The sequence below is a fragment of the Shewanella sp. SM87 genome (genome assembly GCF_025653705.1).
Taxonomy (GTDB): domain Bacteria; phylum Pseudomonadota; class Gammaproteobacteria; order Enterobacterales; family Shewanellaceae; genus Shewanella; species Shewanella oncorhynchi.
The window spans coordinates 64,796-88,969 of the sequence record NZ_JAKKSC010000004.1 but is presented as its reverse complement, the minus strand read 5'-3'; the positions used below and the strand labels follow the sequence as shown (position 1 = coordinate 88,969).

General features: G+C 45.9%; 26 protein-coding genes. 23 read left to right on the top strand and 3 right to left on the bottom strand.

Annotated features, from left to right (window positions below; translation table 11 throughout):
• Positions 1–17 precede the first annotated feature (17 nt).
• From nhaR to L5M11_RS04530, 3 genes are all read left to right on the top strand, one after another.
• Positions 18–926, top strand: coding sequence for a transcriptional activator NhaR (nhaR, locus tag L5M11_RS04540; protein ID WP_028760830.1), 909 nt, complete (start codon positions 18–20; stop codon positions 924–926).
• An 85-nt stretch (positions 927–1,011) separates the two neighbouring features.
• Positions 1,012–1,260, top strand: a complete 249-nt coding sequence (locus L5M11_RS04535) for a succinate dehydrogenase assembly factor 2 (RefSeq protein WP_263191503.1) — start codon at positions 1,012–1,014, stop codon at positions 1,258–1,260.
• Positions 1,241–1,681, top strand: coding sequence for a protein YgfX (locus L5M11_RS04530; RefSeq protein ID WP_105249859.1), 441 nt, complete (start codon positions 1,241–1,243; stop codon positions 1,679–1,681). Before L5M11_RS04535 ends, L5M11_RS04530 begins: the two co-directional genes overlap by 20 nt.
• Before the next feature lie 28 nt (positions 1,682–1,709).
• Here L5M11_RS04530 and nadB read toward each other — a convergent pair whose 3' ends face one another.
• Positions 1,710–3,323, bottom strand: a complete 1,614-nt coding sequence (gene nadB, locus L5M11_RS04525; protein WP_168823426.1) for an L-aspartate oxidase — start codon at positions 3,321–3,323, stop codon at positions 1,710–1,712.
• A 190-nt stretch (positions 3,324–3,513) separates the two neighbouring features.
• Here nadB and rpoE point away from each other — a divergent pair, with 190 nt between their 5' ends.
• From rpoE to L5M11_RS04465, 12 genes are all read left to right on the top strand, one after another.
• Positions 3,514–4,092, top strand: a complete 579-nt coding sequence (rpoE, locus tag L5M11_RS04520) for an RNA polymerase sigma factor RpoE (RefSeq protein ID WP_028760826.1) — start codon at positions 3,514–3,516, stop codon at positions 4,090–4,092.
• A gap of 41 nt (positions 4,093–4,133) precedes the next feature.
• Positions 4,134–4,760, top strand: coding sequence for a sigma-E factor negative regulatory protein (locus L5M11_RS04515; protein ID WP_263184801.1), 627 nt, complete (start codon positions 4,134–4,136; stop codon positions 4,758–4,760).
• A gap of 12 nt (positions 4,761–4,772) precedes the next feature.
• Entirely contained in the window at positions 4,773–5,705 is a 933-nt protein-coding gene (locus L5M11_RS04510) for a MucB/RseB C-terminal domain-containing protein (protein ID WP_028760824.1), read from the top strand.
• A 10-nt stretch (positions 5,706–5,715) separates the two neighbouring features.
• Positions 5,716–6,189, top strand: coding sequence for a SoxR reducing system RseC family protein (locus L5M11_RS04505; RefSeq protein ID WP_105249858.1), 474 nt, complete (start codon positions 5,716–5,718; stop codon positions 6,187–6,189).
• Positions 6,190–6,355: 166 nt separating this feature from the next.
• Positions 6,356–8,146, top strand: coding sequence for a translation elongation factor 4 (lepA, locus tag L5M11_RS04500; protein WP_028760822.1), 1,791 nt, complete (start codon positions 6,356–6,358; stop codon positions 8,144–8,146).
• A 183-nt stretch (positions 8,147–8,329) separates the two neighbouring features.
• A complete protein-coding gene (lepB, locus tag L5M11_RS04495) occupies positions 8,330–9,247 on the top strand; it encodes a signal peptidase I (RefSeq protein ID WP_263191499.1) in 918 nt (305 codons plus the stop codon).
• 1 nt (position 9,248) lies between these two features.
• Complete coding sequence (gene rnc, locus L5M11_RS04490) at positions 9,249–9,929, top strand: ribonuclease III (RefSeq protein WP_012088603.1); 681 nt, start codon at positions 9,249–9,251, stop codon at positions 9,927–9,929.
• On the top strand, positions 9,926–10,942 hold the full coding sequence (era, locus tag L5M11_RS04485; RefSeq protein WP_028760819.1) for a GTPase Era: 1,017 nt from the start codon (positions 9,926–9,928) through the stop codon (positions 10,940–10,942). Before rnc ends, era begins: the two co-directional genes overlap by 4 nt.
• A gap of 28 nt (positions 10,943–10,970) precedes the next feature.
• The gene (gene recO, locus L5M11_RS04480) at positions 10,971–11,681 is read left to right on the top strand and encodes a DNA repair protein RecO (RefSeq protein WP_028760818.1); all 711 of its coding nucleotides are present in this window, start codon (positions 10,971–10,973) and stop codon (positions 11,679–11,681) included.
• A gap of 70 nt (positions 11,682–11,751) precedes the next feature.
• Entirely contained in the window at positions 11,752–12,489 is a 738-nt protein-coding gene (gene pdxJ, locus L5M11_RS04475) for a pyridoxine 5'-phosphate synthase (protein WP_263160819.1), read from the top strand.
• The gene (gene acpS / locus L5M11_RS04470) at positions 12,489–12,872 is read left to right on the top strand and encodes a holo-ACP synthase (RefSeq protein WP_028760816.1); all 384 of its coding nucleotides are present in this window, start codon (positions 12,489–12,491) and stop codon (positions 12,870–12,872) included. Before pdxJ ends, acpS begins: the two co-directional genes overlap by 1 nt.
• 209 nt (positions 12,873–13,081) lie before the next feature.
• Positions 13,082–13,606: a DUF962 domain-containing protein gene (locus tag L5M11_RS04465; protein ID WP_263160818.1), complete on the top strand. Its 525-nt coding sequence runs from the start codon at positions 13,082–13,084 to the stop codon at positions 13,604–13,606.
• A 142-nt stretch (positions 13,607–13,748) separates the two neighbouring features.
• On the opposite strand, the gene L5M11_RS04460 is transcribed toward L5M11_RS04465, so the two are convergent.
• Positions 13,749–15,023 (bottom strand): HlyC/CorC family transporter, encoded by a 1,275-nt coding sequence (locus L5M11_RS04460; RefSeq protein WP_113940661.1) that lies wholly within the window; start codon positions 15,021–15,023, stop codon positions 13,749–13,751.
• Between the two features lie 99 nt (positions 15,024–15,122).
• Positions 15,123–15,911: an inner membrane protein YpjD gene (locus L5M11_RS04455; protein ID WP_028760813.1), complete on the bottom strand. Its 789-nt coding sequence runs from the start codon at positions 15,909–15,911 to the stop codon at positions 15,123–15,125.
• Positions 15,912–16,200: 289 nt separating this feature from the next.
• Here L5M11_RS04455 and ffh point away from each other — a divergent pair, with 289 nt between their 5' ends.
• The 8 genes from ffh to hcp all read left to right on the top strand — a co-directional run bounded on the left by ffh (position 16,201) and on the right by hcp (position 24,144).
• A complete protein-coding gene (gene ffh / locus L5M11_RS04450) occupies positions 16,201–17,574 on the top strand; it encodes a signal recognition particle protein (protein WP_006080787.1) in 1,374 nt (457 codons plus the stop codon).
• Positions 17,575–17,791: 217 nt separating this feature from the next.
• Positions 17,792–18,043, top strand: coding sequence for a 30S ribosomal protein S16 (rpsP, locus tag L5M11_RS04445; RefSeq protein ID WP_006080788.1), 252 nt, complete (start codon positions 17,792–17,794; stop codon positions 18,041–18,043).
• Positions 18,044–18,063: 20 nt separating this feature from the next.
• On the top strand, positions 18,064–18,594 hold the full coding sequence (rimM, locus tag L5M11_RS04440) for a ribosome maturation factor RimM (RefSeq protein ID WP_006080789.1): 531 nt from the start codon (positions 18,064–18,066) through the stop codon (positions 18,592–18,594).
• A gap of 15 nt (positions 18,595–18,609) precedes the next feature.
• The gene (gene trmD, locus L5M11_RS04435; protein ID WP_263191497.1) at positions 18,610–19,356 is read left to right on the top strand and encodes a tRNA (guanosine(37)-N1)-methyltransferase TrmD; all 747 of its coding nucleotides are present in this window, start codon (positions 18,610–18,612) and stop codon (positions 19,354–19,356) included.
• A gap of 34 nt (positions 19,357–19,390) precedes the next feature.
• Positions 19,391–19,744, top strand: a complete 354-nt coding sequence (gene rplS, locus L5M11_RS04430; protein ID WP_006080791.1) for a 50S ribosomal protein L19 — start codon at positions 19,391–19,393, stop codon at positions 19,742–19,744.
• Positions 19,745–20,004: 260 nt separating this feature from the next.
• Positions 20,005–21,096: a 3-deoxy-7-phosphoheptulonate synthase gene (locus L5M11_RS04425; protein ID WP_263146076.1), complete on the top strand. Its 1,092-nt coding sequence runs from the start codon at positions 20,005–20,007 to the stop codon at positions 21,094–21,096.
• A 27-nt stretch (positions 21,097–21,123) separates the two neighbouring features.
• Positions 21,124–22,263 carry a bifunctional chorismate mutase/prephenate dehydrogenase gene (tyrA, locus tag L5M11_RS04420; RefSeq protein WP_113940659.1) on the top strand — a complete coding sequence of 380 codons (1,140 nt, stop codon included), beginning with the start codon at positions 21,124–21,126 and terminating at the stop codon, positions 22,261–22,263.
• Positions 22,264–22,479: 216 nt separating this feature from the next.
• Complete coding sequence (gene hcp, locus L5M11_RS04415) at positions 22,480–24,144, top strand: hydroxylamine reductase (protein WP_263184797.1); 1,665 nt, start codon at positions 22,480–22,482, stop codon at positions 24,142–24,144.
• Positions 24,145–24,174: the final 30 nt, after the last annotated feature.

The following is a 24,174-nucleotide window of genomic DNA, read 5'->3' as shown; positions in this document are numbered from 1 at the left end:
ATTAACAGCGGGTTAGCATGCTGCACTTGAATTATAACCACTTGTATTATTTTTGGATGATTAAGAAAAAGGGCTCAGTCGCGAAGGCGGCCGAAGCCCTATGTTTGACGCCGCAAACGATAACGGGGCAAATTCGTGCCTTAGAAGATAGGTTAAACGGCAGTCTGTTCAAGCGAGTCGGGCGGACATTGGAGGCGACAGAATTAGGTGAATTGGTTTTTCGCTACGCCGATAAGATGTTTAGCCTTAGCTATGAAATGCTCGATTTACTTAACTATCAAAAAGCGGATGCCATGTTATTCGAGGTGGGTATTGCCGATGCCTTATCTAAAGCTTTAGTCAGCCGAGTTTTATTATCCGTAGTGCCTAATGACAATTCTATGCACTTAGCCTGCTATGAGGCGACTCACGAGAGCCTAATGGCGCGTTTACGTGAGCATAAACTGGATATGATCCTTTCGGATTGTGCAGGTGAGTCACTGAAATACCCTGAAATTTTATCTAAAAAATTAGGCGAGTGTGGCGTGAGTTTTTTCTCCGCTGAGACTTATAGCGCTGATTTTCCTGCCTGTTTAGAACAAGGCCAGCTATTAATCCCCGGCCGTAGAACTTCACTCGGACAACAGCTATATCGCTGGTTTGACGAGCAAAATCTTAAAGTCAGTATTTTGGGCGAGTTCGATGATGCGGCCATGATGAAAGCCTTTGGTTACCTTAAACGAGGTATTTTTGTCACTCCGTCGATTTATCGCCAAGAAGTGATTTCCCATGGTATGAATTTGCTCGGTGAAACCACCGATGTGAAAGAGGAATACCATGTGATGTTTGCCGAACGTATGATCCAACATCCTGCGGTAAAGCGATTATTGGATACAGATTTTAGCGATCTCTTTGAGGGGCTCGATACGCAAGTACAACAATGCTAATTTTGTAAGTCAATATGAAGGGTTAATCGACACTTTAGTCAGTGAACTGATAGACTAATGCCAAATCTGTGTTGGGAGAAATACCTTGGAATTAATGAACATCGCAAGGGTTCGCTGGGCATGTCGCCGTGGGATGCTGGAATTAGACGTCTTGCTTCAACCTTTTGTTGAAAACTTCTATCAAGAAATGTCCGATGAAGATAAAACCGCGTTTATCCGTTTGTTGGAATGTGAAGATCCAGAATTGTTTGCTTGGTTTATGGGCCATGAAGTGTGCCCTGATATTGAACTGGCTCGTATGATAGTGAAAGTCCGTGGAAGACCGGCACCATAGTTTCAGTGTAAAAGCCTCTTTCGACCAACGACTCTCGTTGGTCGTTTTTATTGGTGTCTGTTCTAGCTCATTTCTGCTTTGGCCCCAAAGCGACATTATCGCCTTATCTCTGCTTAAATATTTGTTTATCGTACTTGTTAGTATTTTTTTGCTGTCGCAGTTGTGGCGACTGCAGCATTGGCGTTTAGATTTTGTGCTGAGTGATAAAGGCGAGGGACGTTTGTCAACGGGGGAGCACTTTCAGGTACTAAAACGCACTTGGGTCACGCCCTTTGTTTGCTTGATTTATATCGAAGTGGATACTCAGCTGCGGCTCTTGCTGGTTTGGGCTGATATGTTAAATGATACTGACTATCGACATTTATGTCGGCTGTTGCTGCGGGCTAAAATGCAACAGACTAAACCTCATTCTGAGATTTAGTCTGTTTATGATGAAGTCACCTATGCGGTTACTTTTCTGGTAGTAAAATAGTCGGGCGAGGCGCGTCTAATTTCTCTGGATGATCGATATTAAAATGCAGTCCACGGCTTTCTTTACGCTCCATGGCACAGCGAATAATTAATTCGGCCACTTGCACTAAGTTACGTAATTCGAGCAAGTTATTGCTAACCCTGAAGTTACTGTAATATTCCTGAATTTCTTGCTGTAACATCAGGCAGCGGCGCAGTGCTCGCTCCAGACGTTTATCAGAGCGTACAATTCCAACGTAGTCCCACATGAATAACCGCAGTTCGTGCCAGTTATGGGCGATGACCACTTCCTCATCCGAGTTCGACACTTTACTTTCATCCCATGCTGGAATTTGTCCCGGGATTTGAATTTTATGCAGTTGGCTTTCTATGTCCTGTGACGCCGCACGGGCAAACACTAAACATTCGAGTAACGAGTTACTCGCCAGACGATTGGCACCATGTAAGCCCGTATAGGCGACTTCACCAATAGCATAGAGACCATTGAGATCCGTCTGACCGTGCATATCTGTCATTACTCCACCGCAGGTATAGTGAGCAGCAGGCACGACAGGAATCGCATCTTTAGTGATATCGATTCCCAGCTCTAAGCAACGGCTATAGATGGTCGGGAAATGCTTCATCACAAAGTCAGCATCTTTATGGCTGATATCCAGATACACACAGTCGGCACCCAGACGTTTCATCTCATAGTCGATGGCGCGGGCAACGATATCACGGGGAGCTAATTCGGCACGTTCATCAAAGTCCGGCATAAAACGGCTGCCATCTGGACGACGCAGATAAGCCCCTTCACCACGCAGGGCTTCGGTGAGTAAGAAGTTGCGCGCATCTGCGTGGTACAAGCACGTCGGATGGAATTGGTTGAACTCCATATTCGCCACGCGGCAACCTGCACGCCATGCCATGGCAATACCATCGCCGCTGGCGACATCAGGGTTTGAGGTATATTGATAAACCTTAGAGCTACCACCAGTCGCTAACGCGACAAACTTAGCCTTAACGGTTTCGACGTGTTCTTCATTGCGATTCCAGACATAAGCGCCTAACACACGATTACCTGGGCGATTTAATTTACGGGTGGTGATGAGGTCGATGGCGTTATAGCGTTCTAAAACTTGAATATTGGGGTGGGCGAGTGCGCGTTCTTGCAGTGTGGTTTGCACTTCTTTGCCTGTGGCATCGGCAGCATGCAGAATACGTCTGTGGCTATGGCCGCCTTCACGGGTTAAATGGTAAGGTGCATCTTTTGCGTTCCCGTCTGTGGTTTCTTCTTTATCGAAGGCGACGCCACATTCGATAAGCCATTGCATCGCACTCTTGGCATTTTCAGCCGTGAAAGTGACAACGTCTTTGTCACATAAACCCGCCCCTGCGATTAAGGTGTCTGCAACATGGGATTCGATAGTGTCACTTTCGTCGAAGACGGAGGCGATACCGCCTTGGGCGTAGTAAGTCGACCCTTCCGAGAGTGGGCCTTTTGAAAGCAGAATTACTTTTGCTTTTTCAGCAAGATGCAAAGCTAGTGTCAGACCTGCGGCACCGCTACCTATGACTAATATGTCAGATTGGTGTTCAACTACTTGTTTCATCGGGTATCATGATGTGACTGAAGAGTGCCAACTATGGTAAACCAACTCACCGATTATGGGTACTTTCCTTTTTACCTTACTTTTTTTGTATAATTTTTAGAACTTTTTCAAAGCCCGCGAGTCTACATAAGTGAATATGATTCGAGCGACTGAGAAATCAGCATTTTAGATTTAGGAGAAGTCGGCTCGGATGAGTGGACAATTAAGTGATCAACAATTAGTTGAGCGCGTACAACAAGGTGATAAAAACGCTTTTAACCTGTTAGTGCTTAAATATCAAAGTAAAGTCATTAGCTTGATATCCCGTTATGTACGGAACCAAGCGGACGTTGCTGATGTCGCACAGGAAGCGTTTATCAAAGCTTACAGAGCTTTGCCAAACTTTCGCGGTGAAAGTGCATTTTATACTTGGTTGTACCGCATCGCAGTAAACACTGCGAAGAATTATCTCGTATCACAGGGGCGTAGAACGCCTGCGAATGATGTTGATGCAGAAGATGCCGAATATTACGAAGGTAGTGACGCGCTGAAGGAGTTTGCCTCCCCAGAACGGCTAATGTTATCGGATGAAATCAAAAAAGTGATTTTCGATACATTAGAGACCTTGCCTGAAGAATTACGAATGGCCATCTCATTGCGTGAACTCGATGGTATGAGTTACGAAGATATTGCCATAGTCATGGATTGTCCTGTCGGGACCGTAAGATCACGTATCTTCCGAGCACGAGAAGCAATCGATAAAAAGCTCCAGCCTTTGCTGGAAGCCTAAATTCTTATTTTAAGAAACCCTTATATTTAGACAGGTGAAAAATGGATAAATTAGGTCAAGAATGGGTATCTGCCGCAGTCGATGGAGAGACTGATGCGCAGACCATGGCAGAGTTATCTGCTGATACACATTCACATGATAAATGGCATAACTATCATATGATAGGCGATGCCATGCGTGGCGAGTTGCCGCAGAATATTGTGTTAGATCTCTCTGCTAGCATTGCTGCCGCCATTGAACTTGAGCCAGCGATAGTTGCGCCTAAGCATCATGCGTCTAACGTTGCTGCACCTGTAACGCCACAAATTGCCGCCAATTCGGAGCAAAGCCGCGTCATACCTTTATTTAAGCAATTTGGTCAATATGCCATTGCTGCGACGGTTGCTATGTTTGCGATTGTGGGTGTGCAGAATTACAATCAAACCGCCGATGATGCCGCGTCACCATCGCCCGTGTTAATTACAAGGCCGCTTATTGGTAGCGCATCACCTGTGAGCCTACAAACCGGTCCTGTACAACAGAATCAAGGCTATACCAATGATCAGGTGAATGAGCAACGTCGCCGAATTAATACTTATATCCAAGATCATATGTTGCAACAACGATTGAATACTGGTGCGGTTGTAGAGGACAATACCGAGGTCGTACCCGTTCCGGTCAATCAATAACGAGGAGTTAGCTTGCGTCTAATCCTGTTGGCTTTATTAGCCTTGGTCTTTCCTGCAACCGCGCAGGAGGACATGCCTGCCAAAGCTTGGCTCGAGAAAATGAGTCAGGCTTTACGAGAGAAAGAGTTTAAAGCATCGATTATTCAACTTCAGGCCGATCATATTCGGCCTTTGGTTTACCTGCACGGTAAGGTGAATAATCAAGAAGTTGCCTTTCTAGAATACCTTAACGGTCCACCCAAAAATGCAGTGCGTGTCGGTAATCGTGTCACCTTTATTGAGCACGATGAGCCTGCGTATAGTATCGTTTCTAATCATATTCAAGGTGTCTGGCCCGCTGCTTTCTCTGCCAATATGGCGGACTTAGAAGTGGGTTATCAGTTTGTACTCGGTGGCCGTACCCGTATCGCTGGGCGTCCGGGGCAGATGATCCGCCTGTTGCCTAATGATGAATTCCGTTATGGCTTTCAAATTTGGCTTGATATGGAAACCTATCTACCGCTGAGATACGACATGCTGACTCAAGATAAGCAATTACTTGAGCAGATCATGGTGATTGAACTCATTGAATTCAGCGAGCCGCCAGCCATTTTGCAAGAGGCCTATAAGCAAGAGTGGCCGGCAGTTATCGATCAAGCCGAGCGCCAAGACGGTCAAAACTGGCAATTTGCTTGGTTACCCGCAGGTTTTACTGTGGTAGTGCGCGACCACCATAGATTAATTGGCAGTCACGAAGCGGTGGAATACATAGCACTGACCGATGGACTGGCAAATATTTCTGTTTATGTGGCGCGTGCGGGCACGAGTCCATTGCCTGAAGAATTAATTACCCGTAATGGCTTGTCGTTAGTCTCAGAAAAAGTCGGTAATGCCGAAGTGGTTGCTGTGGGTAAAGTGCCGACAGAAACTCTAACGCGCATTGCTAAAAGTCTGACGCTAGAATAGGACGCCGATTATGATGGAAGAAATTGCCAGAGTCGTCTCCAGTGATAGTCAAGGCTGGTTGACGGTTGAAGTGGAACTTAAGAGTACCTGCAAGAGCTGCAGTAACAGTGAGTCTTGCGGGACCTCTGCAGTCGCTCAGGCTTTTTCCTCGAAAACCCAGCAATTTTCTATTCAGAGTGACCGCCGCTGCGAGGCTGGTGAATTACTCAAATTAGGCCTTCCCGAGAGCGTGATCCTCAAAGCCGCGGCATTAATCTATTTAATGCCGCTGTTTGGCCTGTTTGTCGGCGCAGCATTAGGACAATTTTTAGGCCAGTTGCTTGAGTTTAATCCTAACCTAGGTGCCATGGGCTTTGCGGCCGTTGGTGCCTTGATTGCGTGGTCTTTTGGTAAGCAACAGGCTAAACGTTTAGAAGTTGATGCTCAGCCTGTGATTTTGGCCTATTTAGGTAGGAGCATCAATTTAAACGAATTAGCTCAATAATTTCAATGTTTTATTTTTTATCAAATAGCAGCTAACTGCGGTTTTGGGCGTTGTTTTATCGGCCTGTCTTAAGTAGGAGTGAATGTGATTGGTATTGAAACCGCAATCAGGTACAATTTCGCTCCTTTAAACCGTATCCATTTTCAGTATTAGTCATTGCAGCATAATGAAACAAATTAGAAACTTCTCAATTATTGCCCATATCGACCATGGTAAATCGACGCTATCAGATCGTCTTATTCAGGTTTGTGGCGGTTTAACCGACCGTGAAATGGATTCTCAAGTTTTAGATTCTATGGATCTAGAACGTGAGCGTGGTATTACGATTAAGGCACAAAGTGTCACTTTGGATTATAAAGCCAAAGATGGCCTTGTCTATCAACTCAACTTTATTGATACCCCAGGTCACGTTGACTTCTCCTACGAGGTCTCGCGCTCATTAGCTGCCTGTGAAGGTGCTTTGCTGGTGGTTGATGCGGGTCAGGGCGTTGAAGCTCAGACACTGGCAAACTGTTATACCGCGCTGGATATGAATCTAGATGTGGTACCCATTTTAAACAAGATTGACTTACCACAAGCCGATCCAGAACGTGTTGCTGCCGAGATTGAAGATATCGTCGGTATTGATGCGATGGATGCTGTGCGTTGTTCGGCTAAAACCGGTGTCGGTGTCGATGAGGTTTTAGAAGTCATTGTTGCCAAAATTCCACCGCCAGAAGGCGATCCTGACGCACCATTGCAAGCCTTGATCATCGATTCTTGGTTTGATAATTACTTAGGCGTAGTGTCGTTAGTGCGAATTAAACACGGTAGCCTGAAAAAAGGTGACAAGTTTAAGGTAATGTCTACAGGGCAAAACCACACTGCGGATCGCGTGGGTATTTTCACGCCAAAACAAACTGACAAAACCGAACTTAAAACCGGTGAAGTCGGCTTTGTGATTGCGGGTCTGAAGGAAATTCACGGCGCGCCCGTGGGCGATACGTTAACTTTAGCCAAAAATGGTGCTGAAAAGCCGTTACCTGGTTTTAAGAAAGTGAAGCCACAGGTATACGCTGGCGTATTCCCAATTTCGACCGACGAATATGAAAACTTCCGTGATGCGTTGAACAAACTCAGCCTGAACGATGCGTCATTATTCTTTGAACCTGAAAGTTCATCGGCACTCGGTTTTGGTTTCCGCATTGGCTATTTAGGCCTGCTCCACATGGAAATCGTACAAGAGCGTTTAGAGCGTGAATACAACCTAGAGTTGATCACCACTGCGCCAACCGTAGTGTACGAAGTCGTCATGACCAGCGGTGAAACGATTTACGTTGATAACCCGTCTGATCTGCCTGCGATTAACAACATTGAAGAAATGCGTGAGCCGATTGTTGAGGCCAACATTTTAGTGCCAAAAGAATACTTAGGTAACGTGATTACCCTGTGTATTGAAAAACGTGGCACTCAAGTGAACATGGTTTACCACGGTAACCAAGTGGCTGTAACTTACCATCTGCCAATGGCGGAAGTGGTCATGGACTTCTTCGACCGTTTGAAATCCACTAGCCGTGGCTATGCATCCCTCGAATATAACTTTATTCGTTTCGATCCTGCAGACATGGTGCGTTTAGATATTCTCATCAACGGCGACCGAGTCGACGCCTTGGCTATGGTTATCCATAGATCAAACATTCGTCACCGTGGTTTAGCTTTAGTGGATAAGATGAAAGAACTTATTCCACGTCAGATGTTTGATATTGCGATTCAAGCGGCGGTGGGCAGTCAAATTATTGCCCGTTCAACCGTGAAAGCCCTGCGTAAAGACGTAACGGCTAAGTGTTATGGCGGCGACGTTTCTCGTAAGAAAAAACTCTTAAATAAACAAAAAGAGGGTAAGAAACGGATGAAGCAAGTAGGTAACGTTGAGGTGCCGCAAGAAGCATTCTTAGCGGTACTTAAGCTAAACGAGTAATCGTTAGCATAAGAAGTGACAATTTAGTTGACTATTGCGCCGCTGTTTGCGGCGCTTTAGTTAGGTTATCGCATTGGTTTATCACTTTGGTTTACCAAGGTCGAATACGGTAAGTTAACTAAAGTATGATATTCGCTGAGTTAGGCACCTTTAATTATTTTTAAGGCAGGAGTTCAATAAGCAATGGCAGCGTATTTTTCCATTATTCTAGTGCTAATCACCCTGATCTCAGGACTTATTTGGTTAGTCGATGTGCTCGTTTTCGCCCCAAAGCGTCGTGAGAGTTTAGCGTTAGCAAAGGCATCACAAGCGAATTTAACTGAAGAAGCTGAGTACCAAATCATTCGTGAGTCGACCATAGTCGAAACCGCGCACTCTATCTTCCCTGTGATTGCCTTTGTGTTGATCCTACGTTCATTCATTTATGAGCCATTTCAAATCCCATCGGGTTCTATGATGCCAACCCTCTTAGTGGGCGACTTCATTCTGGTGGAAAAATTTAGTTATGGGCTTAAAGATCCCGTATGGCGCACTAAACTGGTTGAAACTGGCGAGCCCAAACGCGGTGATGTGGTGGTATTTAAATATCCTGAAAATCCGCAAATTGACTACATTAAGCGTGTTGTCGGTTTACCGGGTGATAGAATTATTTACCGTAACAAGCAGTTGATGATCCAGAAGGCCTGTGGCGTTGAGCAAACAGCTTGCCCAGAACCGCAAGTTATCGCCCGCACAGAGATAAGTCGTGGTGATTACAGCCAAGATGGTGTGCCGTTACTGCGTTATAAAGAGGAATTGGGCGAGGTCGCCCACGATATCTTGATCAACCCAAGTCGACCTGACATGCTGGGATATTTTAAACGCGAAGGTAATTTACCCGCGGGTGAGTTTTTAGTGCCAGAAGGCCATTACTTTGCCATGGGCGATAACCGCGATAACAGTACCGACAGTCGTTTCTGGGGCTTTGTGCCAGAAGAAAACCTGGTCGGTAAAGCGGTAGCGATTTGGATTAGTTTTGAATTTGACCGTTCAAAAGCCGACTTCCTCCCAACTTGGGTGCCTAGCGGTGTGCGTTTTGAGCGTGTAGGTGGAATTAAATAGCATGGAACCGATTAAAAATTTGCCACGTTTGTGTCGTACTTTAGGTTATGAGTTCAAGAATATTGAGCTTTTGACTCAAGCGCTGACCCACAGAAGTGCGGCAAATAAGCATAATGAGCGCTTAGAGTTTTTAGGTGATTCAATTTTATCTATCGTGATTTCTGATGCTTTGTATCATCAGTTTCCGAAGGCAACCGAAGGCGATTTAAGCCGGATGCGTGCCACCTTAGTTCGCGGTGATACCTTAACTATCATCGCCCAAGAGTTTAAGCTCGGCGATTATTTATATCTCGGTCCTGGCGAGTTGAAAAGTGGCGGATTTAGACGCGAGTCGATTCTTGCCGATGCGGTTGAAGCCATTATTGGCGCCGTTTACCTTGATTCCGATCTCGAAGTTTGCCGTGCATTACTGTTGAAATGGTATGCCGAGCGTTTGGCCGAAATCCAACCTGGGATCAGTCAGAAAGACGCTAAGACATTACTGCAAGAACATTTACAAGGGTTTAAAAAGCCGCTGCCTGATTACCAAGTCATCAACATAGAAGGCGATGCCCACGATCAGACATTTACCGTTGAATGTCGTATTGAAGACTTGAGTCAAAGCGTCATTGGTGTGGCGAGTTCACGCCGTAAAGCCGAGCAAATCGCGGCCGCTCAAGTATTGGAGTTACTAAAGAAATGACCAAAAAAACAGACTTGTCAGGTATCGATGCTGCAAAAGCGGCAACTGAGCCGAGTTTAGATGAATTACTGGCAAGGATGAATGCGGCCGCGCCAACGCCGTCGGCCCAATACGATGTCACTTATTGCGGCATGGTGGCGATCATTGGTCGCCCTAACGTCGGTAAATCAACGTTAATCAACCGTTTGCTTGGTCAGAAGGTAAGTATTACTTCTAAAAAGCCACAAACCACGCGCCACCGTATCATGGGTATTCATACCGATGGTCCGAAGCAAATTGTGTTCATCGATACACCAGGTTTACACATAGAAGAGCAGCGGGCGATTAACCGCCTGATGAACCGCGCAGCAGCCAGTTCGCTTGCCGATGTAGCTATGGTGATTTTCGTGGTTGATGGCATGACGTGGACCGCCGATGATGAGATGGTGTTGAGTAAATTACGCCGTGGCGGTGAAGAGCGTCAGACAATTCTGGCGATCAATAAAGTCGACAATATCAAAGACAAAGAATCGCTATTCCCGTATTTGGAAGAAGTCGCCAAAAAATATCCTTTCGATGAAATTTTGCCGATTTCTGCCAGTAAAGGCACTAACGTTAAGCGCATTTTAGAGCTAGCGGCGGCGTCTATTCCTGAAGGACCTTTCTTCTTCCCTGAAGACTATGTTACCGACCGTTCGCAACGTTTTATGGCGTCGGAAATTGTGCGTGAAAAACTGATGCGCTTCTTAGGTGATGAATTACCCTATGATGCGACAGTTGAGATTGAACAGTTTAAGATGATGGAAAATGGTGTTTATCAAATCAATGCCTTGATCCTTGTTGAGCGTGAAGGTCAAAAACGTATGGTGATTGGTAGCAAGGGCGAACGTATTCGTACTATCGCAACTCAAGCTCGCTTAGACATGGAGACCTTGTTTGATAATAAAGTTTTCCTCGAAGTGTGGGTGAAAGTGAAATCCGGTTGGGCCGATGATGAACGCGCCCTGCGTAGCTTAGGTTACGGCGACGATTAAGCATTAATTCCAGCGAGCGCGCTTACCGATGAAACGTGGTTACGTTTTGCATCATCGTCCGTATAGAGAGTCCAGTGTCTTAGTTAACCTCTTAGTTGACGGCATTGGACGGGTCGATGTGGTTGCCCGAACCGGCAGCGGTAAGCGCTCTATCAAAAGTATTCTCCAGCCCTTTCAACCGCTGATCTTCGAATTTAGCGGTAAGTCTGAATTAAAAACCTTAACTCAAGTCGAAGCCGCTGCGCCTGCTGTGCCTCTTTCTGGTCAAAGCTTGTTTGCTGGCATGTATATCAATGAGTTATTGGTTCGCACTTTGTCTGTACAGCACAATGCCGAAGAGTTGTTCCTCATTTATCATCAAGCCTTAGTTGGCCTTGCCGCGAAGTTTTGCCAATCCCAACTGCGTTATATTGAGCTTGCCTTGCTGCGGGAATTAGGTTTTATGCCTTCTCTTAGCCGCGATACTCAAGGTGAACCACTCGTGCCTGATGATTATTACCAGCTCGTGCCTGAGTTAGGCTTTCAATTTGTGCTCAACTCCCGTGCTCGCAATGCCTATCAAGGTGCAATGTTGACGGCGCTTAACGATAACCAGCTCACCGACGCACATTTTTTGAGCGCTAAGTTGTTGATGCGTTCCCTGTTAACGCCATTACTCGGGACTAAACCTTTGTTGAGTCGACAATTGTTCGTCAGCACTGCCGTACCAACTAAGATTGATGGGAATAATTCGCCCTAGCTCCTGTTTTTTAGCGTGAGCCTAAGTACAATAGGCCGCAATATCAGCGTTAAACATTAAGGAGTTCCCGATGAGCCGTATCTTATTGGGCGTGAATATCGACCATATTGCTACTCTGCGCCAAGCCCGTGGCACCAGTTATCCTGATCCTGTGCATGCTGCTGCCGTTGCTGAACATGCTGGTGCCGATGGCATCACTATCCATTTGCGTGAAGACAGACGCCACATCATAGACCGCGATGTATATTTGTTGGCAAAAACCTTGAAAACCCGCATGAATTTTGAATGCGCTGTGACCGAAGAAATGCTTAACATCGCCTGTGAAATTAAGCCGACCTATGTCTGTTTAGTACCAGAAAAACGTCAAGAAGTCACCACTGAAGGCGGCTTAGATGTGGCGGGGCAGTTAGATAAAATCACTGCTGCAGTGACTCGTTTAGCTGCTGAGGGTATTCAAGTCTCCTTATTTATCGATGCCGATAAAACTCAAATTGATGCCGCCGTTGCCTCTGGCGCACCGCTTATTGAAATTCATACGGGCTGTTATGCCGATGCTAAAACTGAAGCGGAAGAAGCTATTGAGTTAGCGCGTATTCGCGAAATGGCAAAATACGCCCATGGCAAAGGTTTAGTGGTTAACGCGGGTCATGGTTTACATTATCACAACGTGAAACCCATCGCGGCGATTCCTGAGTTATATGAACTCAATATCGGCCATGCGATTGTCGCACGTGCCGCCATTGACGGTTTAGCGACAGCAGTGAAAGACATGAAAGTGTTAATGCTTGAAGGTCGTCGAGGCGAATAATGGCGATTGTCGGCCTAGGCACAGATATCGTCGAGATTGAGCGTATTCAGGTCCATGTGGCACGCGCAGGTGACAAGCTGGCGAAACGTGTGCTGACCGAGTCTGAGTTAGCCATTTATACTGCCCATAGTCAGCCAAGTCGTTATCTTGCCAAGCGTTTTGCTGCAAAAGAAGCCGCAGCCAAAGCCCTCGGTACGGGTATTGGCCGCGGCGTGTCGTTTCAGCATATTCACATTGGCAACAATGAGGATGGTGCACCGACGATTCACTTTACCGAGGGGGCGTTAACGCGCTTACAGCAGCTTAAAGCGACGGTTGGGCATATCTCTATTGCCGATGAAAAATCCTACGCGATTGCGACGGTAATCATAGAGTCTCAATAAACCCGAGTTTGTGTCTGTTGGCGGTAAAAAAGGAACCTTAGTGTTCCTTTTTTCATTTCTGGATGGGTATCCAAATAAGTGCTAAATCAGCGAATGCAACAATTTATTTACTTTTACTGTTCAGCTTAATTGTTTTACGTTAGTTTATGGCTTGCGCGTCGCTCAATTTGGCGCAGGCAAAAGCAGGGGCAAATGAAGAGGAACCCGACATGAAATCCGCCGCAGAGCAGTTATCGACCTACAAAAGTGTGCATTTAAATCAGCGTAATATTCAGACCCATTTTATTGGCATCCCACTGATTATTTGGTCTGCTTTCCTGTTGTTGGCCACAGTGCGTATTCCGCTGGGCAGTATGGGGGAGACAAGTTTAGCAGTGATAGTCGGTATATTCGTGTTGGCCTATTATGTCCGTTTACACTTAAGGCTTTCAATGGGGCTCATATTATTCATGGTACCAGTGCTGCTCACGACTGAGTGGGCGGCGCATATCGCCGGTGCCACTTGGCTTGCCCTAGGGGTATTTGTGGTGGGCTGGGTGTTCCAGCTAATCGGCCATCAATATGAAAAAGCCAAGCCAGCCTTTGTGGATGACTTAAATCAGCTATTAATTGGGCCATTTTTCTTAATGGCGGAAGTGTATTTTATGTTGGGCTTAGAAAAGGCGCTGAATGCCCAGATAACGCCAATCGCGCTTGAGAAGCGTCGTATACTTGAGGCGAAAAAGTCTGCATAGCTTGGCTAGATAGTGAATTAGAGTCGATAGATTAGCACTAAAGGTATAGCTCGGGGGGAGCATCATCGCTTGGAGGAAATCATCGGCCGGACCACATCTTAACTTGTGTGGTTCGGCCAATTTTTATGCTCAAAATTGAGGATTAAACTCTGGGGGGATGATAATACAGCGGGATGATTCTCACTGTATTAATCATATTTTCTGACACATCAATTATCTCTAATGGATAACCTGCTAAACGTAAACTGGTATTCGCAGATGGAATTTCCTCCAGATACTCCAGAATCAGACCATTGAGGGTTTTAGGGCCATCGGTGGGAAAGTTCCACTTCATTTCTTTATTCAAATCGCGGATCGTAATGCCCGCATCGACTAAGTAGCTGCCATCTTGCTGCACCTTAATGTCTTCACTCGGGGTGGTCAACATAGAAGTGGTAAAGTCACCGACAATCTCTTCAAGAATATCTTCGAGTGTTACTAGACCTTGAATATCACCATATTCATCAACGACTAAGCCGATGCGCTCTTTATTTTGTTGGAAGTTAGCTAGCTGCACATTGAGTGGCGTACCTTCTGGCACAAAGTAGAGTTCTTTCACTGCACGTAGCAAAGATGACTTGCTAAATTGCTCTTTAGATTGGAGGCGCAGGGCATCGCGTAGATGAATAAAGCCCACTGCATCGTCTATGGTGTCGCGATACACTAACACTCGGGTATGTGGACTTTGGATCACTTGACGATTGATAACCTTAAATTCGTCATTGACGTTAATTCCGTAGATATCTGAGCGTGGCACCATAATATCTTCAACGGTGACTTTCTCTAAATCCAAGATAGATAACAGCATTTCTTGGTGGCGTCGGGGGATGAGTGCCCCAGCCTCATGTACCACTGTGCGCAACTCTTCTTGGCTTAGTGCATCGCTACTATTAACTGTTTTTATCCCCATCAAACGTAAGATACCTGTGGTTATTAAATTAACGCTTGAGACAACATAGGCAAAGGTCGAGGAAAGTATAAGTAGCAGTATGCTAGAGGGAAAAGCAATACGCTCAGGATTTAGCGCGGCGATAGTTTTTGGCGTGACTTCAGCAAAAACGAGCACGACTAATGTAAGCACGCCAGTTGCAACAGCGACCCCTAAGTCGCCCCAAAGACGCATCCCAATGATAGTCGCAATAGCAGATGCGGAAATATTGACTAAGTTATTGCCAATTAAGATCAATCCAATCAAACGGTCAGGACGCTCAAGTAACTTCAAAGCTCTAATCGCCCCTTTATGGCCATTGTTGGCTAAGTGGCGTAGACGGTAACGGTTGAGAGTCATCATTGCGGTTTCTGAGCCTGAAAAATAGGCAGAGAATAGGATAAGCACTAGTAAAACGATCAGGAGTGCGCTTGTCGATATAGCGTCCAAAAAAGGCTCCAATGTGGCCAGTAAACTTAAGTAAATACCGACATTTAAAAAAAGTGTCAAGTCGGCCGCAGCAATAACTGCCCCAGCCGACATAAATGTTTAGTTGAGGATTAACTCTTTGACAATGCGCGCGCCAAAATATGCGAGCGAAAGTAAGGATGCGCCAGTCAGAGTATAAATGACTGCGGTACGAATTTTACAACCGACCCAATACTGTTGCCACAGCATAGTAATGTATACAAACCAAGCCATTATCGACAGAATTGCCTTATGACCTTTACCATCGGCGAACATATCTTCAAGGAAGATAAAACCAGTCGCGAGCGACAAACTGAGCAAGATAACGCCGATAATCACCAGATGATAAAGCTGTTTTTCAACTGTCATCAGCGGCGGAATGCCAGGGCTCAGCATAAATTGTTTTTTCTTCAGTTTATTTTGGATCATCGCCAGTTGTATCGCATACAGGGCGGCAATCATCAGGGCGCTGTAGGCCATGAGTGACAATACGACGTGGGCTAATACTTCAGGATAAAGCTCAAAATGCGTGATGAATTTAGGTGGCAATAACCAGAGTAGGGCAACCGAAAGCACTGAGCAGGCGTAAACCACGGGCACGACGACGATGACTTTCAGCCTGAACATCAATATCGTAAAAGTAAAAGCGATAATCCAGTTCACTAAGGAAATCACATTCGTCAGGCTAAAGTTTTGGCCATCTGTGGTGAAAATCACTTGTGATAATGCTGCGGCATGTAAAATAACCGCAATAGCGGCAAAACCTGCGACAGCACGGCGATTCGGACCGTCTGGGTGAAACAATCTACTCGTCACTAGTACCAATGCAATGCAATAAAAAAACATGGCTGAGGCAGAAAAGATGACCATGGGTAATTAACCTATTTGTGTAGTTAAAGGTGCCTTAAAAACGGGGCATACAGATCAATATTTTCCCTAGAATAACATGAGCAGTCGGCAAATGGGCAGTGACATGAGTTGCAAAATTTAGCAGATTCTTATTGTTAGGGTTAAATAGTGTGTCGATGACAATAAAACATGACTCAGCGCAAGTAAAACACTTAACCACAATCAAGATGGGTGCAGCAGTAGCATAATGCGCATGCATCGTTATAATACAGCCCATCAATCGAGATTCTTAAAGGTATAGAACAGGACGATGTTTGAGAACCTAACCGACAGACTGTCACGCACACTGAAAAATATCAGTGGCCGTGGTCGCTTAACTGAAGAAAACGTTAAGGAAACCCTGCGCGAAGTGCGTATGGCACTGCTGGAGGCCGATGTTGCCCTGCCTGTGGTGCGCGAATTCGTTAATAATGTAAAAGAACGTGCCGTTGGCCAAGAAGTCTCTAAAAGCTTAAGCCCAGGTCAAGCCTTTATTAAGATAGTTCAAAGTGAACTTGAAAAATCCATGGGTGAGGCGAATGAAGCCCTAGATTTAGCCACTCAGCCGCCAGCTGTGATTATGATGGCGGGTTTACAAGGTGCAGGTAAAACCACCAGTGTGGCCAAACTGGGTAAATTTTTACGCGAACGCCATAAAAAATCGGTATTAGTCGTCAGTGCTGACGTTTATCGCCCCGCGGCGATTAAACAGCTTGAGACGTTAGCCCAAGAAGTGGCGGTGGAGTTTTTCCCATCGGACGTTAGCCAAAAGCCAATCGACATTGCGAAAGCGGCGATTGCCCACGCTAAATTAAAGTTTATCGATGTGGTGATCCTCGATACCGCGGGTCGTCTGCATGTCGACGAAGCCATGATGGACGAGATCAAAGGCTTACACGCAGCGGTCAAGCCTATCGAGACCTTGTTCGTTGTTGATGCTATGACAGGTCAAGATGCGGCGAACACGGCTAAGGCGTTTAACGAAGCTTTACCACTGACAGGGGTGATTTTAACCAAAGTCGATGGTGATGCGCGCGGTGGTGCGGCGTTATCGATTCGCCACATTACGGGCAAGCCGATTAAATTCCTCGGTGTGGGTGAAAAGACCGACGCGTTAGAGCCATTCCATCCAGACCGTATTGCCTCACGCATTTTGGGCATGGGCGATGTGTTATCGCTTATCGAAGAAGTTGAGCGCGGCGTCGATAAAGAAAAGGCCATGAAGCTGGCTTCGAAAGTGAAGCAAGGTGGCAGTTTCGATTTAGAAGATTTCCGTGAGCAGTTACAGCAAATGAAAAACATGGGCGGCATGATGAATATGCTGGAAAAACTGCCCGGTGTCGGTCAATTGCCCCCTGAAGCCTTAGCGCAAATCCAAGACGGCAAGATGACGGGCCAAATGGAAGCCATCATTAATTCGATGACTTCCAAGGAGCGTAAGAACCCTGATTTAATCAAGGGCTCACGCAAACGTCGCATCGCAGCTGGTTCTGGCACGCAAATTCAAGATGTAAACCGTTTATTGAAACAGTTTACTCAAATGCAAAAGATGATGAAAAAAATGTCTGCTAAGGGCGGCATGCAAAAAATGATGCGCGGAATGCGCGGCATGATGCCGCCAGGAATGAAGTTTCCGGGACGTTAATCGGGCATTTTTAGTTAAACTTAGCACTTTATCAGTCGGTTGACTCTGGCAACAATGAACCGCTTACTGAGGGCACAGGCGTAATAATCGCCATCTTTGGTTGCATTCGTTGGAAAGTCAGGTAAAATCTTCCGGCTTTCTATCTGGGACTCTTCGCGAACACGGGGTTCCAGTTTTTATTTTTGCTTCAAGCAAATCATTAGAGGATTGAAAACGCATGGTTACCATTCGTTTAGCTCGTGGCGGCGCAAAAAAGCGTCCATTTTACAACATCGTTGTTGCTGATAGCCGTAACGCTCGTGACGGTCGTTTCATCGAGCGTGTTGGTTTCTTCAACCCATTGGCCCGTGGCCAAGAAGAAACTTTACGTTTAGACCTAGCTCGCGTTGAGCACTGGGTTTCTAACGGTGCAGCTGCTACAGAACGTGTAGCAAAACTGATCAAAGACGCTCGTAAAGCAACAGCTTAATAGCGTTAAGGTATAGATTGATGAGCAGTAACCAACAGCCAGTCGTACTGGGGAAATTAGGCTCCTGTCATGGCATTAAAGGTTGGCTGAAAATCACCGCCTATACCGATTCTGTTGAAGGTATCTTTGACTATTCACCTTGGCTTATTAAAGAAAATGGTGAGTGGCGCGAAATAAAGGTCACCCAGTGGCGTTATCAAGGCAAGGCTGTTGTTGCCTTACTTGATGGCGTAGAAACACGGGAGCAAGCGCAAATGCTCACAAATTGTGAGATTGCGATTTTGCCGGAACAGATGAACGATTTGCCAGCAGATGAATTCTACTGGCGTGATCTCATCGGTTGCGAAGTGGTCAATACAACAGGCTATAACATGGGAATTGTCGATCAGATCGTGGAAACAGGATCGAACGACGTATTACTCGTTAAAGCCAACGCTAAAGATAGTTTCGGCAAAGTGGAACGTATGATCCCCTTTGTCCCTGAGCAGTTCATCAAAACGGTGGATCTGCAAGGTAAACAGATTTTAGTGGATTGGGATCCTGACTTCTAAGTCGAGGTACAACAGATGTGGTTAGGGGTAATAACCCTGTTCCCAGAGATGTTCCGTGCCGTGACAGACTTTGGTGTTACGGGTCGAGCCGTGAAAAACGGCCTGCTCGAGTTGCACACGTGGAATCCCCGTGATTTCACCCATGATAGACATAATACGGTAGATGACAGGCCTTACGGCGGTGGTCCCGGAATGTTGATGATGGTGCAACCCTTGCGCGATGCCATCCATGCAGCGAAAGCCGCAGCGGGTGAAGGTGCTAAGGTGATTTACTTGTCACCTCAAGGACGCAAGCTGGACCAGCAAGGCGTCACTGAGTTGGCTCAATCATCACGTTTGATTTTGGTCTGTGGTCGATACGAAGGTATTGACGAACGCATCATTCAAACGGAAGTGGATGAAGAGTGGTCGATAGGGGATTACGTGCTTTCGGGCGGCGAATTACCGGCGATGACTCTGATAGATTCAGTATCGAGATTGGTTCCTGGCGTGCTAGGAAAACAAGCTTCGGCGGAGCAAGATTCTTTCTCCGACGGTTTACTGGATTGTCCACATTACACTCGCCCTGAAAGCTTGGATGGTCTTGACGTACCGGCAGTGCTGCTAAGTGGCAACCACGAACAAATTAGACTCTGGCGTTTACAGCAAAGCCTTGGTAGGACTTTACTTAGACGGCCAGAATTATTGCAAAATCTAGCTCTGACTGACGAACAAACGACTCTATTAGCGCTGTTCGTTGAAGCAATGAACAAGCATGCTTAGTCGTAGCTCAGTTAATTCTAGAACGGAGTAAGTTATGAACAACATCATTAAAATGCTCAACGATGAGCAAATGAAACAAGACGTACCTGCATTTGGTGCTGGTGATACAGTAGTCGTTCAGGTTCGTGTTAAAGAAGGCGATAAAGAGCGTTTACAGGCTTTTGAAGGCGTTGTAATTGCTAAGCGTAACCGTGGTCTGCACTCTGCATTCACAGTACGTAAAATCTCTAATGGCGAAGGTGTTGAGCGTGCTTTCCAAACGCACAGCCCACTGATCGCTAGCATTGAAGTTAAGCGTCGTGGTCGCGTTCGTCGCGCCAAACTGTACTATCTGCGTGATCGTTCAGGTAAATCTGCACGTATCCGTGAGAAGCTGGCAACTAAGTAATAGTTACCGCTACAGAAAACAAGACGTAGTGTTCGCACAGAAAACCGCCCTCGTGGCGGTTTTTTGTTGCTGTTTTTTGAGTATTTATACTTGATCTAAAGAGAATGAACAGGCATAGTGGTCGCCTAATTGTAATGATGTAGCATTACAAAAGTACATTGCGATAGATTTACGCTATTTTTCTTCCGAAATGAATGCCCAAGCTGACTTGAAGTCCTGCTTCGACAACTGGGTTAAACACTAAGTCTTAGGTGGTAAGCATGCAACAAGATACGATTAACAACGTACACATCAGTTCAGAGAAAGTCTTAATCACGCCGCAAGAGCTTAAAAATGCCTTGCCACTCTCTGAGCATGCTTATCGTTATATCCTCAATGCCCGCAAAACCGTGGCTGATATCGTCCATAAGCGCGACAATCGAGTATTGATCGTCACTGGCCCTTGCTCCATCCATGATATCGCCGCCGCTAAGGAATACGCTTTAAGGCTTAAAACTCTGCACGATGAACTCAGTGATGAGTTTTACATCTTAATGCGAGTCTATTTTGAAAAGCCGCGTACCACGGTAGGTTGGAAGGGCATGATCAACGATCCCGATATGGATGAATCCTTCGATGTCGAAAAAGGCCTGAAAATGGCCCGTGAGCTGATGATTTGGTTGGCTGAGTTAGGACTGCCTGTTGCCACCGAAGCACTCGATCCTATCAGTCCTCAGTACATTTCTGAGCTTGTCACTTGGTCTGCCATTGGCGCTCGCACCACTGAATCGCAGACCCATAGAGAAATGGCATCGGGTCTTTCTATGCCGGTGGGCTTTAAAAATGGCACCGATGGTAAGCTCGATGTAGCGATTAATGCGCTAAAATCGGCGGCCAGTAGCCACAGATTTATGGGCATAAACCAACAGGGCCAAGTCGCATTATTGCAAACTGCAGGTAATCCCGATGGCCATGTGATTTTACGCGGTGGTGCAACGCCCAACTATGATGCGGCGAGTGTGGCAGAGTGTGAAACGCAGCTCCATAAAGCCAAACTCAATGCACGTTTGATCATCGATTGCAGCCATGGCAATTCATCCAAAGACTACAGCCGCCAAAAGCCTGTCTGTGAAAATGTGTTCGAGCAGATTTTTAACGGCAATAAGTCGATTATTGGCGTCATGCTAGAAAGTCATTTAAATGAAGGCAATCAAAGTTGTGATAGGCCATTAAGCGAGCTAGCTTACGGTGTTTCTGTAACAGATTCTTGTATTAGTTGGGAAAAAACAGAAACCATTTTACGGGAAGGCGCAGCGAAGTTATCTTCAATACTTCCAACGCGTTTCGATATGCTTAAAGTAGCTAACGCTTAAATTAGTTACAGCTTAATGGACTCAGGTATGAATGAAAAAACAACGGCCGAATTAGAACACCTTCGCGGCCTGATTGATGGTGTTGATCAGCAATTACTGCACTTACTGCGTAAGCGCTTGGATCTCGTGGCGCAAGTGGGCACGGTGAAACACGGCGCCGGTTTACCTATTTATGCACCTCAGCGTGAAGCAGCCATGCTGGCTAAACGCCGTGAAGAAGCAAAAACTATGGGAATCGAGCCGCAGTTGATCGAAGATATTTTGCGTCGCTTGATGCGTGAGTCTTATCTCAATGAAAAAGATGTTGGCTTTAAGCAAGTTAAAAAAGATCTCGGCTCAGTGGTGATTGTCGGCGGTAAAGGGCAACTCGGTGGACTGTTCTCACAAATGCTGACCTTATCTGGCTACCAAGTGAATCTGCTCGATAAAGATGATTGGCAGCAAGCGGATAACCTATTTGCCGATGCGGGGATGGTGTTAGTGACTGTGCCGATTGCGATTACTTGCGAGCTTATTCGTGAAAAACTGACCCAATTACCAGCCGACTGCATTCTGGCGGATTTGACCTCCATCAAGACTGAGCCAGTTAAAGCCATGCTTGAGGCGCATTCTGGTCCCGTCGTTGGTTTTCATCCTATGTTTGGCCCTGATGTGGGCAGTCTGGCGAAGCAAGTCGTGGTGGTGTGTCATGGTCGCTCGCCGGAAAAATACCAGTGGTTGCTTGAGCAGATCGCCATTTGGGGGGCGCGGATTGTCGAAGCAGAACCAGAGCGTCACGACAATGCGATGCAGCTAGTGCAGGCAATGCGTCACTTCTCGACCTTTGTGTATGGTTTGAATCTGTGTAAGGAAGAGGCAGATATCGATACTTTACTGCAATTTAGCTCGCCGATTTACCGATTAGAATTGGCTATGGTAGGGCGCTTATTCGCCCAAAGCCCAGAGCTTTACGCCGATATTATTTTTGCCCAGCAAGATAGCCAGCATGCTATTGGTGATTATTTAGATAACTACCGTGAAGCGTTAGAGCTACTAAAACGGGGTGACAGGAACGAGTTTATTAAGCAGTTCCAAAGTGTCGCCAAATGGTTTGGGGATTTTGCACCTCAATTCCAGCGTGAAAGCCGTATTATGCTGCAGTCGGTTAATGATATGAAAACCAATTAATAAATAAACAGTTACTTTTTAAAACGCCCATCATTGATGGGCGTTTTTTTATGGATTTTTAACAGTTCACATTGTATTAATTAGCAATTGCTTAAGGTGATCTTTCTCTAACATTTAGCATCTCACTTTAGAAATGACTGTCGCTTATGGCACGTTTAGGTAGACTAGTTTTAAACATGCAAAAATAAAGCATGAATTTAAATTAGGAGTCTATCCATGTTCTGTATTCAGTGTGAGCAAACCATTCGTACACCCGCTGGCAATGGTTGTAGTTATTCCCAAGGTATGTGTGGCAAGTTGGCGGCAACGTCCGATCTGCAAGACTTGCTGATTTACATGCTACAAGGCGTGTCTGTATATGCGGTTAAAGCTCGCGAGCTGGGCATTATCGATGCTGAAATTGATAGTTTTGTGCCTAAAGCCTTTTTCGCGACCCTCACCAACGTCAACTTCGATGATGAGCGCATTATGGCCTATACCCAGCAGGCGGCTAAGTATCGTGCTCAGTTAAAAGCTTCTTACGAAGCGGCTTGTGAACAAGCCGGTATTGCTGCTGAGCAAGTGCCGCAAGTCGCTCAGTTAGTGCTGGGGACCAGTAAGATTGAAATGCTAGCGCAGGCGCCGATTGCACTGCTGAATAAAGATAAGCATGAAGTTCATGAAGACATCATGGGATTGAGGTTATTGTGTTTATATGGCCTTAAGGGCGCAGCTGCTTATATGGAGCATGCTCGCGTGTTGGATCAGACTGATGCTGATGTGGCAGGGCGCTTCCATGAAATCATGTCTTTCTTAGGTGAGCCGAGTGTAGATGGCGATAAGCTGTTTACTACGGCTATGGACATAGGTCAGTTGAACTACCGCATAATGGCAATGCTGGATGCGGGTGAAACTCAGGCCTTTGGTCATCCTGAGCCAACTGTGGTCAACACTAAGTCAGTTAAGGGCAAAGCCATACTAGTCTCTGGCCATGACATGAAGGATTTAGAGCTTATTCTCGAGCAGACTGTAGGCAAGGGTATCAATGTGTTTACCCACGGTGAAATGCTTCCTGCACTGGCGTATCCAGCCTTTAAAAAATATGCACATCTTGTCGGAAATTACGGCAGTGCTTGGCAGAATCAACAGCAAGAATTTGCCAATTTCCCTGGTGCTGTGGTGATGACATCTAACTGTATTATCGATCCAAATGTGGGTAGTTATAGTGATCGTATCTTTACTCGCAGCATAGTGGGTTGGCCTGGTGTGGTGCATATCGAAGGAGATGATTTCTCGGCTGTCATTGATAAAGCGTCAGCCTTAGAAGGCTTTATCTATGATGAAATCCCACACACTATCACTATTGGTTTTGCCCGTAATGCCTTGATGGCCGCAGCGCCCGCCGTGGTTGAAAATGTGAAGAGTGGTGCGATTAAGCATTTCTTCCTTGTTGGCGGTTGCGATGGCGACAAAGCCGACAGAAGCTACTTCACTGAACTTGCTAAATCCACACCTAAGGATTCAATAATCCTGACGCTAGGCTGTGGTAAGTACAAATTCAATAAGCTCGAATTTGGTGACATTAACGGTATTCCACGTTTGCTCGATGTGGGCCAATGTAACGATGCCTATTCAGCGATTCAGTTAGCGATTGCATTAGCTGAAGTGTTTGAATGTGATATCAATGAATTACCTCTGAGCTTAGTGCTTTCTTGGTTTGAGCAAAAAGCCATTGTAGTACTGCTGACACTGTTGTCACTTGGCGTTAAAAATATTCGAACAGGCCCGACGCCACCTGCGTTCCTGACGGCCAATTTAGCCAAAATTTTGGAAGATAAGTTTGGCTTGCGTAATACCACGACAGTCGAAGCCGATTTAAAAAATATGTTAAACGTGGCTTAAATCAACCAAGAATTGTTGCTGAACTGCGGT

Bases quoted from the DNA above. Each gene is read 5' to 3' on its own strand.
- nhaR (WP_028760830.1), top strand. From the start codon at position 18: ATGCTGCACTTGAATTATAACCACTTGTATTATTTTTGGATGATTAAG.
- nadB (WP_168823426.1), bottom strand. From the start codon at position 3,323: ATGAAACAAGTAGTTGAACACCAATCTGACATATTAGTCATAGGTAGC.
- rpoE (WP_028760826.1), top strand. From the start codon at position 3,514: ATGAGTGGACAATTAAGTGATCAACAATTAGTTGAGCGCGTACAACAA.
- L5M11_RS04515 (WP_263184801.1), top strand. From the start codon at position 4,134: ATGGATAAATTAGGTCAAGAATGGGTATCTGCCGCAGTCGATGGAGAG.
- L5M11_RS04505 (WP_105249858.1), top strand. From the start codon at position 5,716: ATGATGGAAGAAATTGCCAGAGTCGTCTCCAGTGATAGTCAAGGCTGG.
- lepA (WP_028760822.1), top strand. From the start codon at position 6,356: ATGAAACAAATTAGAAACTTCTCAATTATTGCCCATATCGACCATGGT.
- lepB (WP_263191499.1), top strand. From the start codon at position 8,330: ATGGCAGCGTATTTTTCCATTATTCTAGTGCTAATCACCCTGATCTCA.
- rnc (WP_012088603.1), top strand. From the start codon at position 9,249: ATGGAACCGATTAAAAATTTGCCACGTTTGTGTCGTACTTTAGGTTAT.
- era (WP_028760819.1), top strand. From the start codon at position 9,926: ATGACCAAAAAAACAGACTTGTCAGGTATCGATGCTGCAAAAGCGGCA.
- recO (WP_028760818.1), top strand. From the start codon at position 10,971: ATGAAACGTGGTTACGTTTTGCATCATCGTCCGTATAGAGAGTCCAGT.
- pdxJ (WP_263160819.1), top strand. From the start codon at position 11,752: ATGAGCCGTATCTTATTGGGCGTGAATATCGACCATATTGCTACTCTG.
- acpS (WP_028760816.1), top strand. From the start codon at position 12,489: ATGGCGATTGTCGGCCTAGGCACAGATATCGTCGAGATTGAGCGTATT.
- L5M11_RS04465 (WP_263160818.1), top strand. From the start codon at position 13,082: ATGAAATCCGCCGCAGAGCAGTTATCGACCTACAAAAGTGTGCATTTA.
- L5M11_RS04455 (WP_028760813.1), bottom strand. From the start codon at position 15,911: ATGGTCATCTTTTCTGCCTCAGCCATGTTTTTTTATTGCATTGCATTG.
- ffh (WP_006080787.1), top strand. From the start codon at position 16,201: ATGTTTGAGAACCTAACCGACAGACTGTCACGCACACTGAAAAATATC.
- rpsP (WP_006080788.1), top strand. From the start codon at position 17,792: ATGGTTACCATTCGTTTAGCTCGTGGCGGCGCAAAAAAGCGTCCATTT.
- rimM (WP_006080789.1), top strand. From the start codon at position 18,064: ATGAGCAGTAACCAACAGCCAGTCGTACTGGGGAAATTAGGCTCCTGT.
- trmD (WP_263191497.1), top strand. From the start codon at position 18,610: ATGTGGTTAGGGGTAATAACCCTGTTCCCAGAGATGTTCCGTGCCGTG.
- rplS (WP_006080791.1), top strand. From the start codon at position 19,391: ATGAACAACATCATTAAAATGCTCAACGATGAGCAAATGAAACAAGAC.
- L5M11_RS04425 (WP_263146076.1), top strand. From the start codon at position 20,005: ATGCAACAAGATACGATTAACAACGTACACATCAGTTCAGAGAAAGTC.
- tyrA (WP_113940659.1), top strand. From the start codon at position 21,124: ATGAATGAAAAAACAACGGCCGAATTAGAACACCTTCGCGGCCTGATT.
- hcp (WP_263184797.1), top strand. From the start codon at position 22,480: ATGTTCTGTATTCAGTGTGAGCAAACCATTCGTACACCCGCTGGCAAT.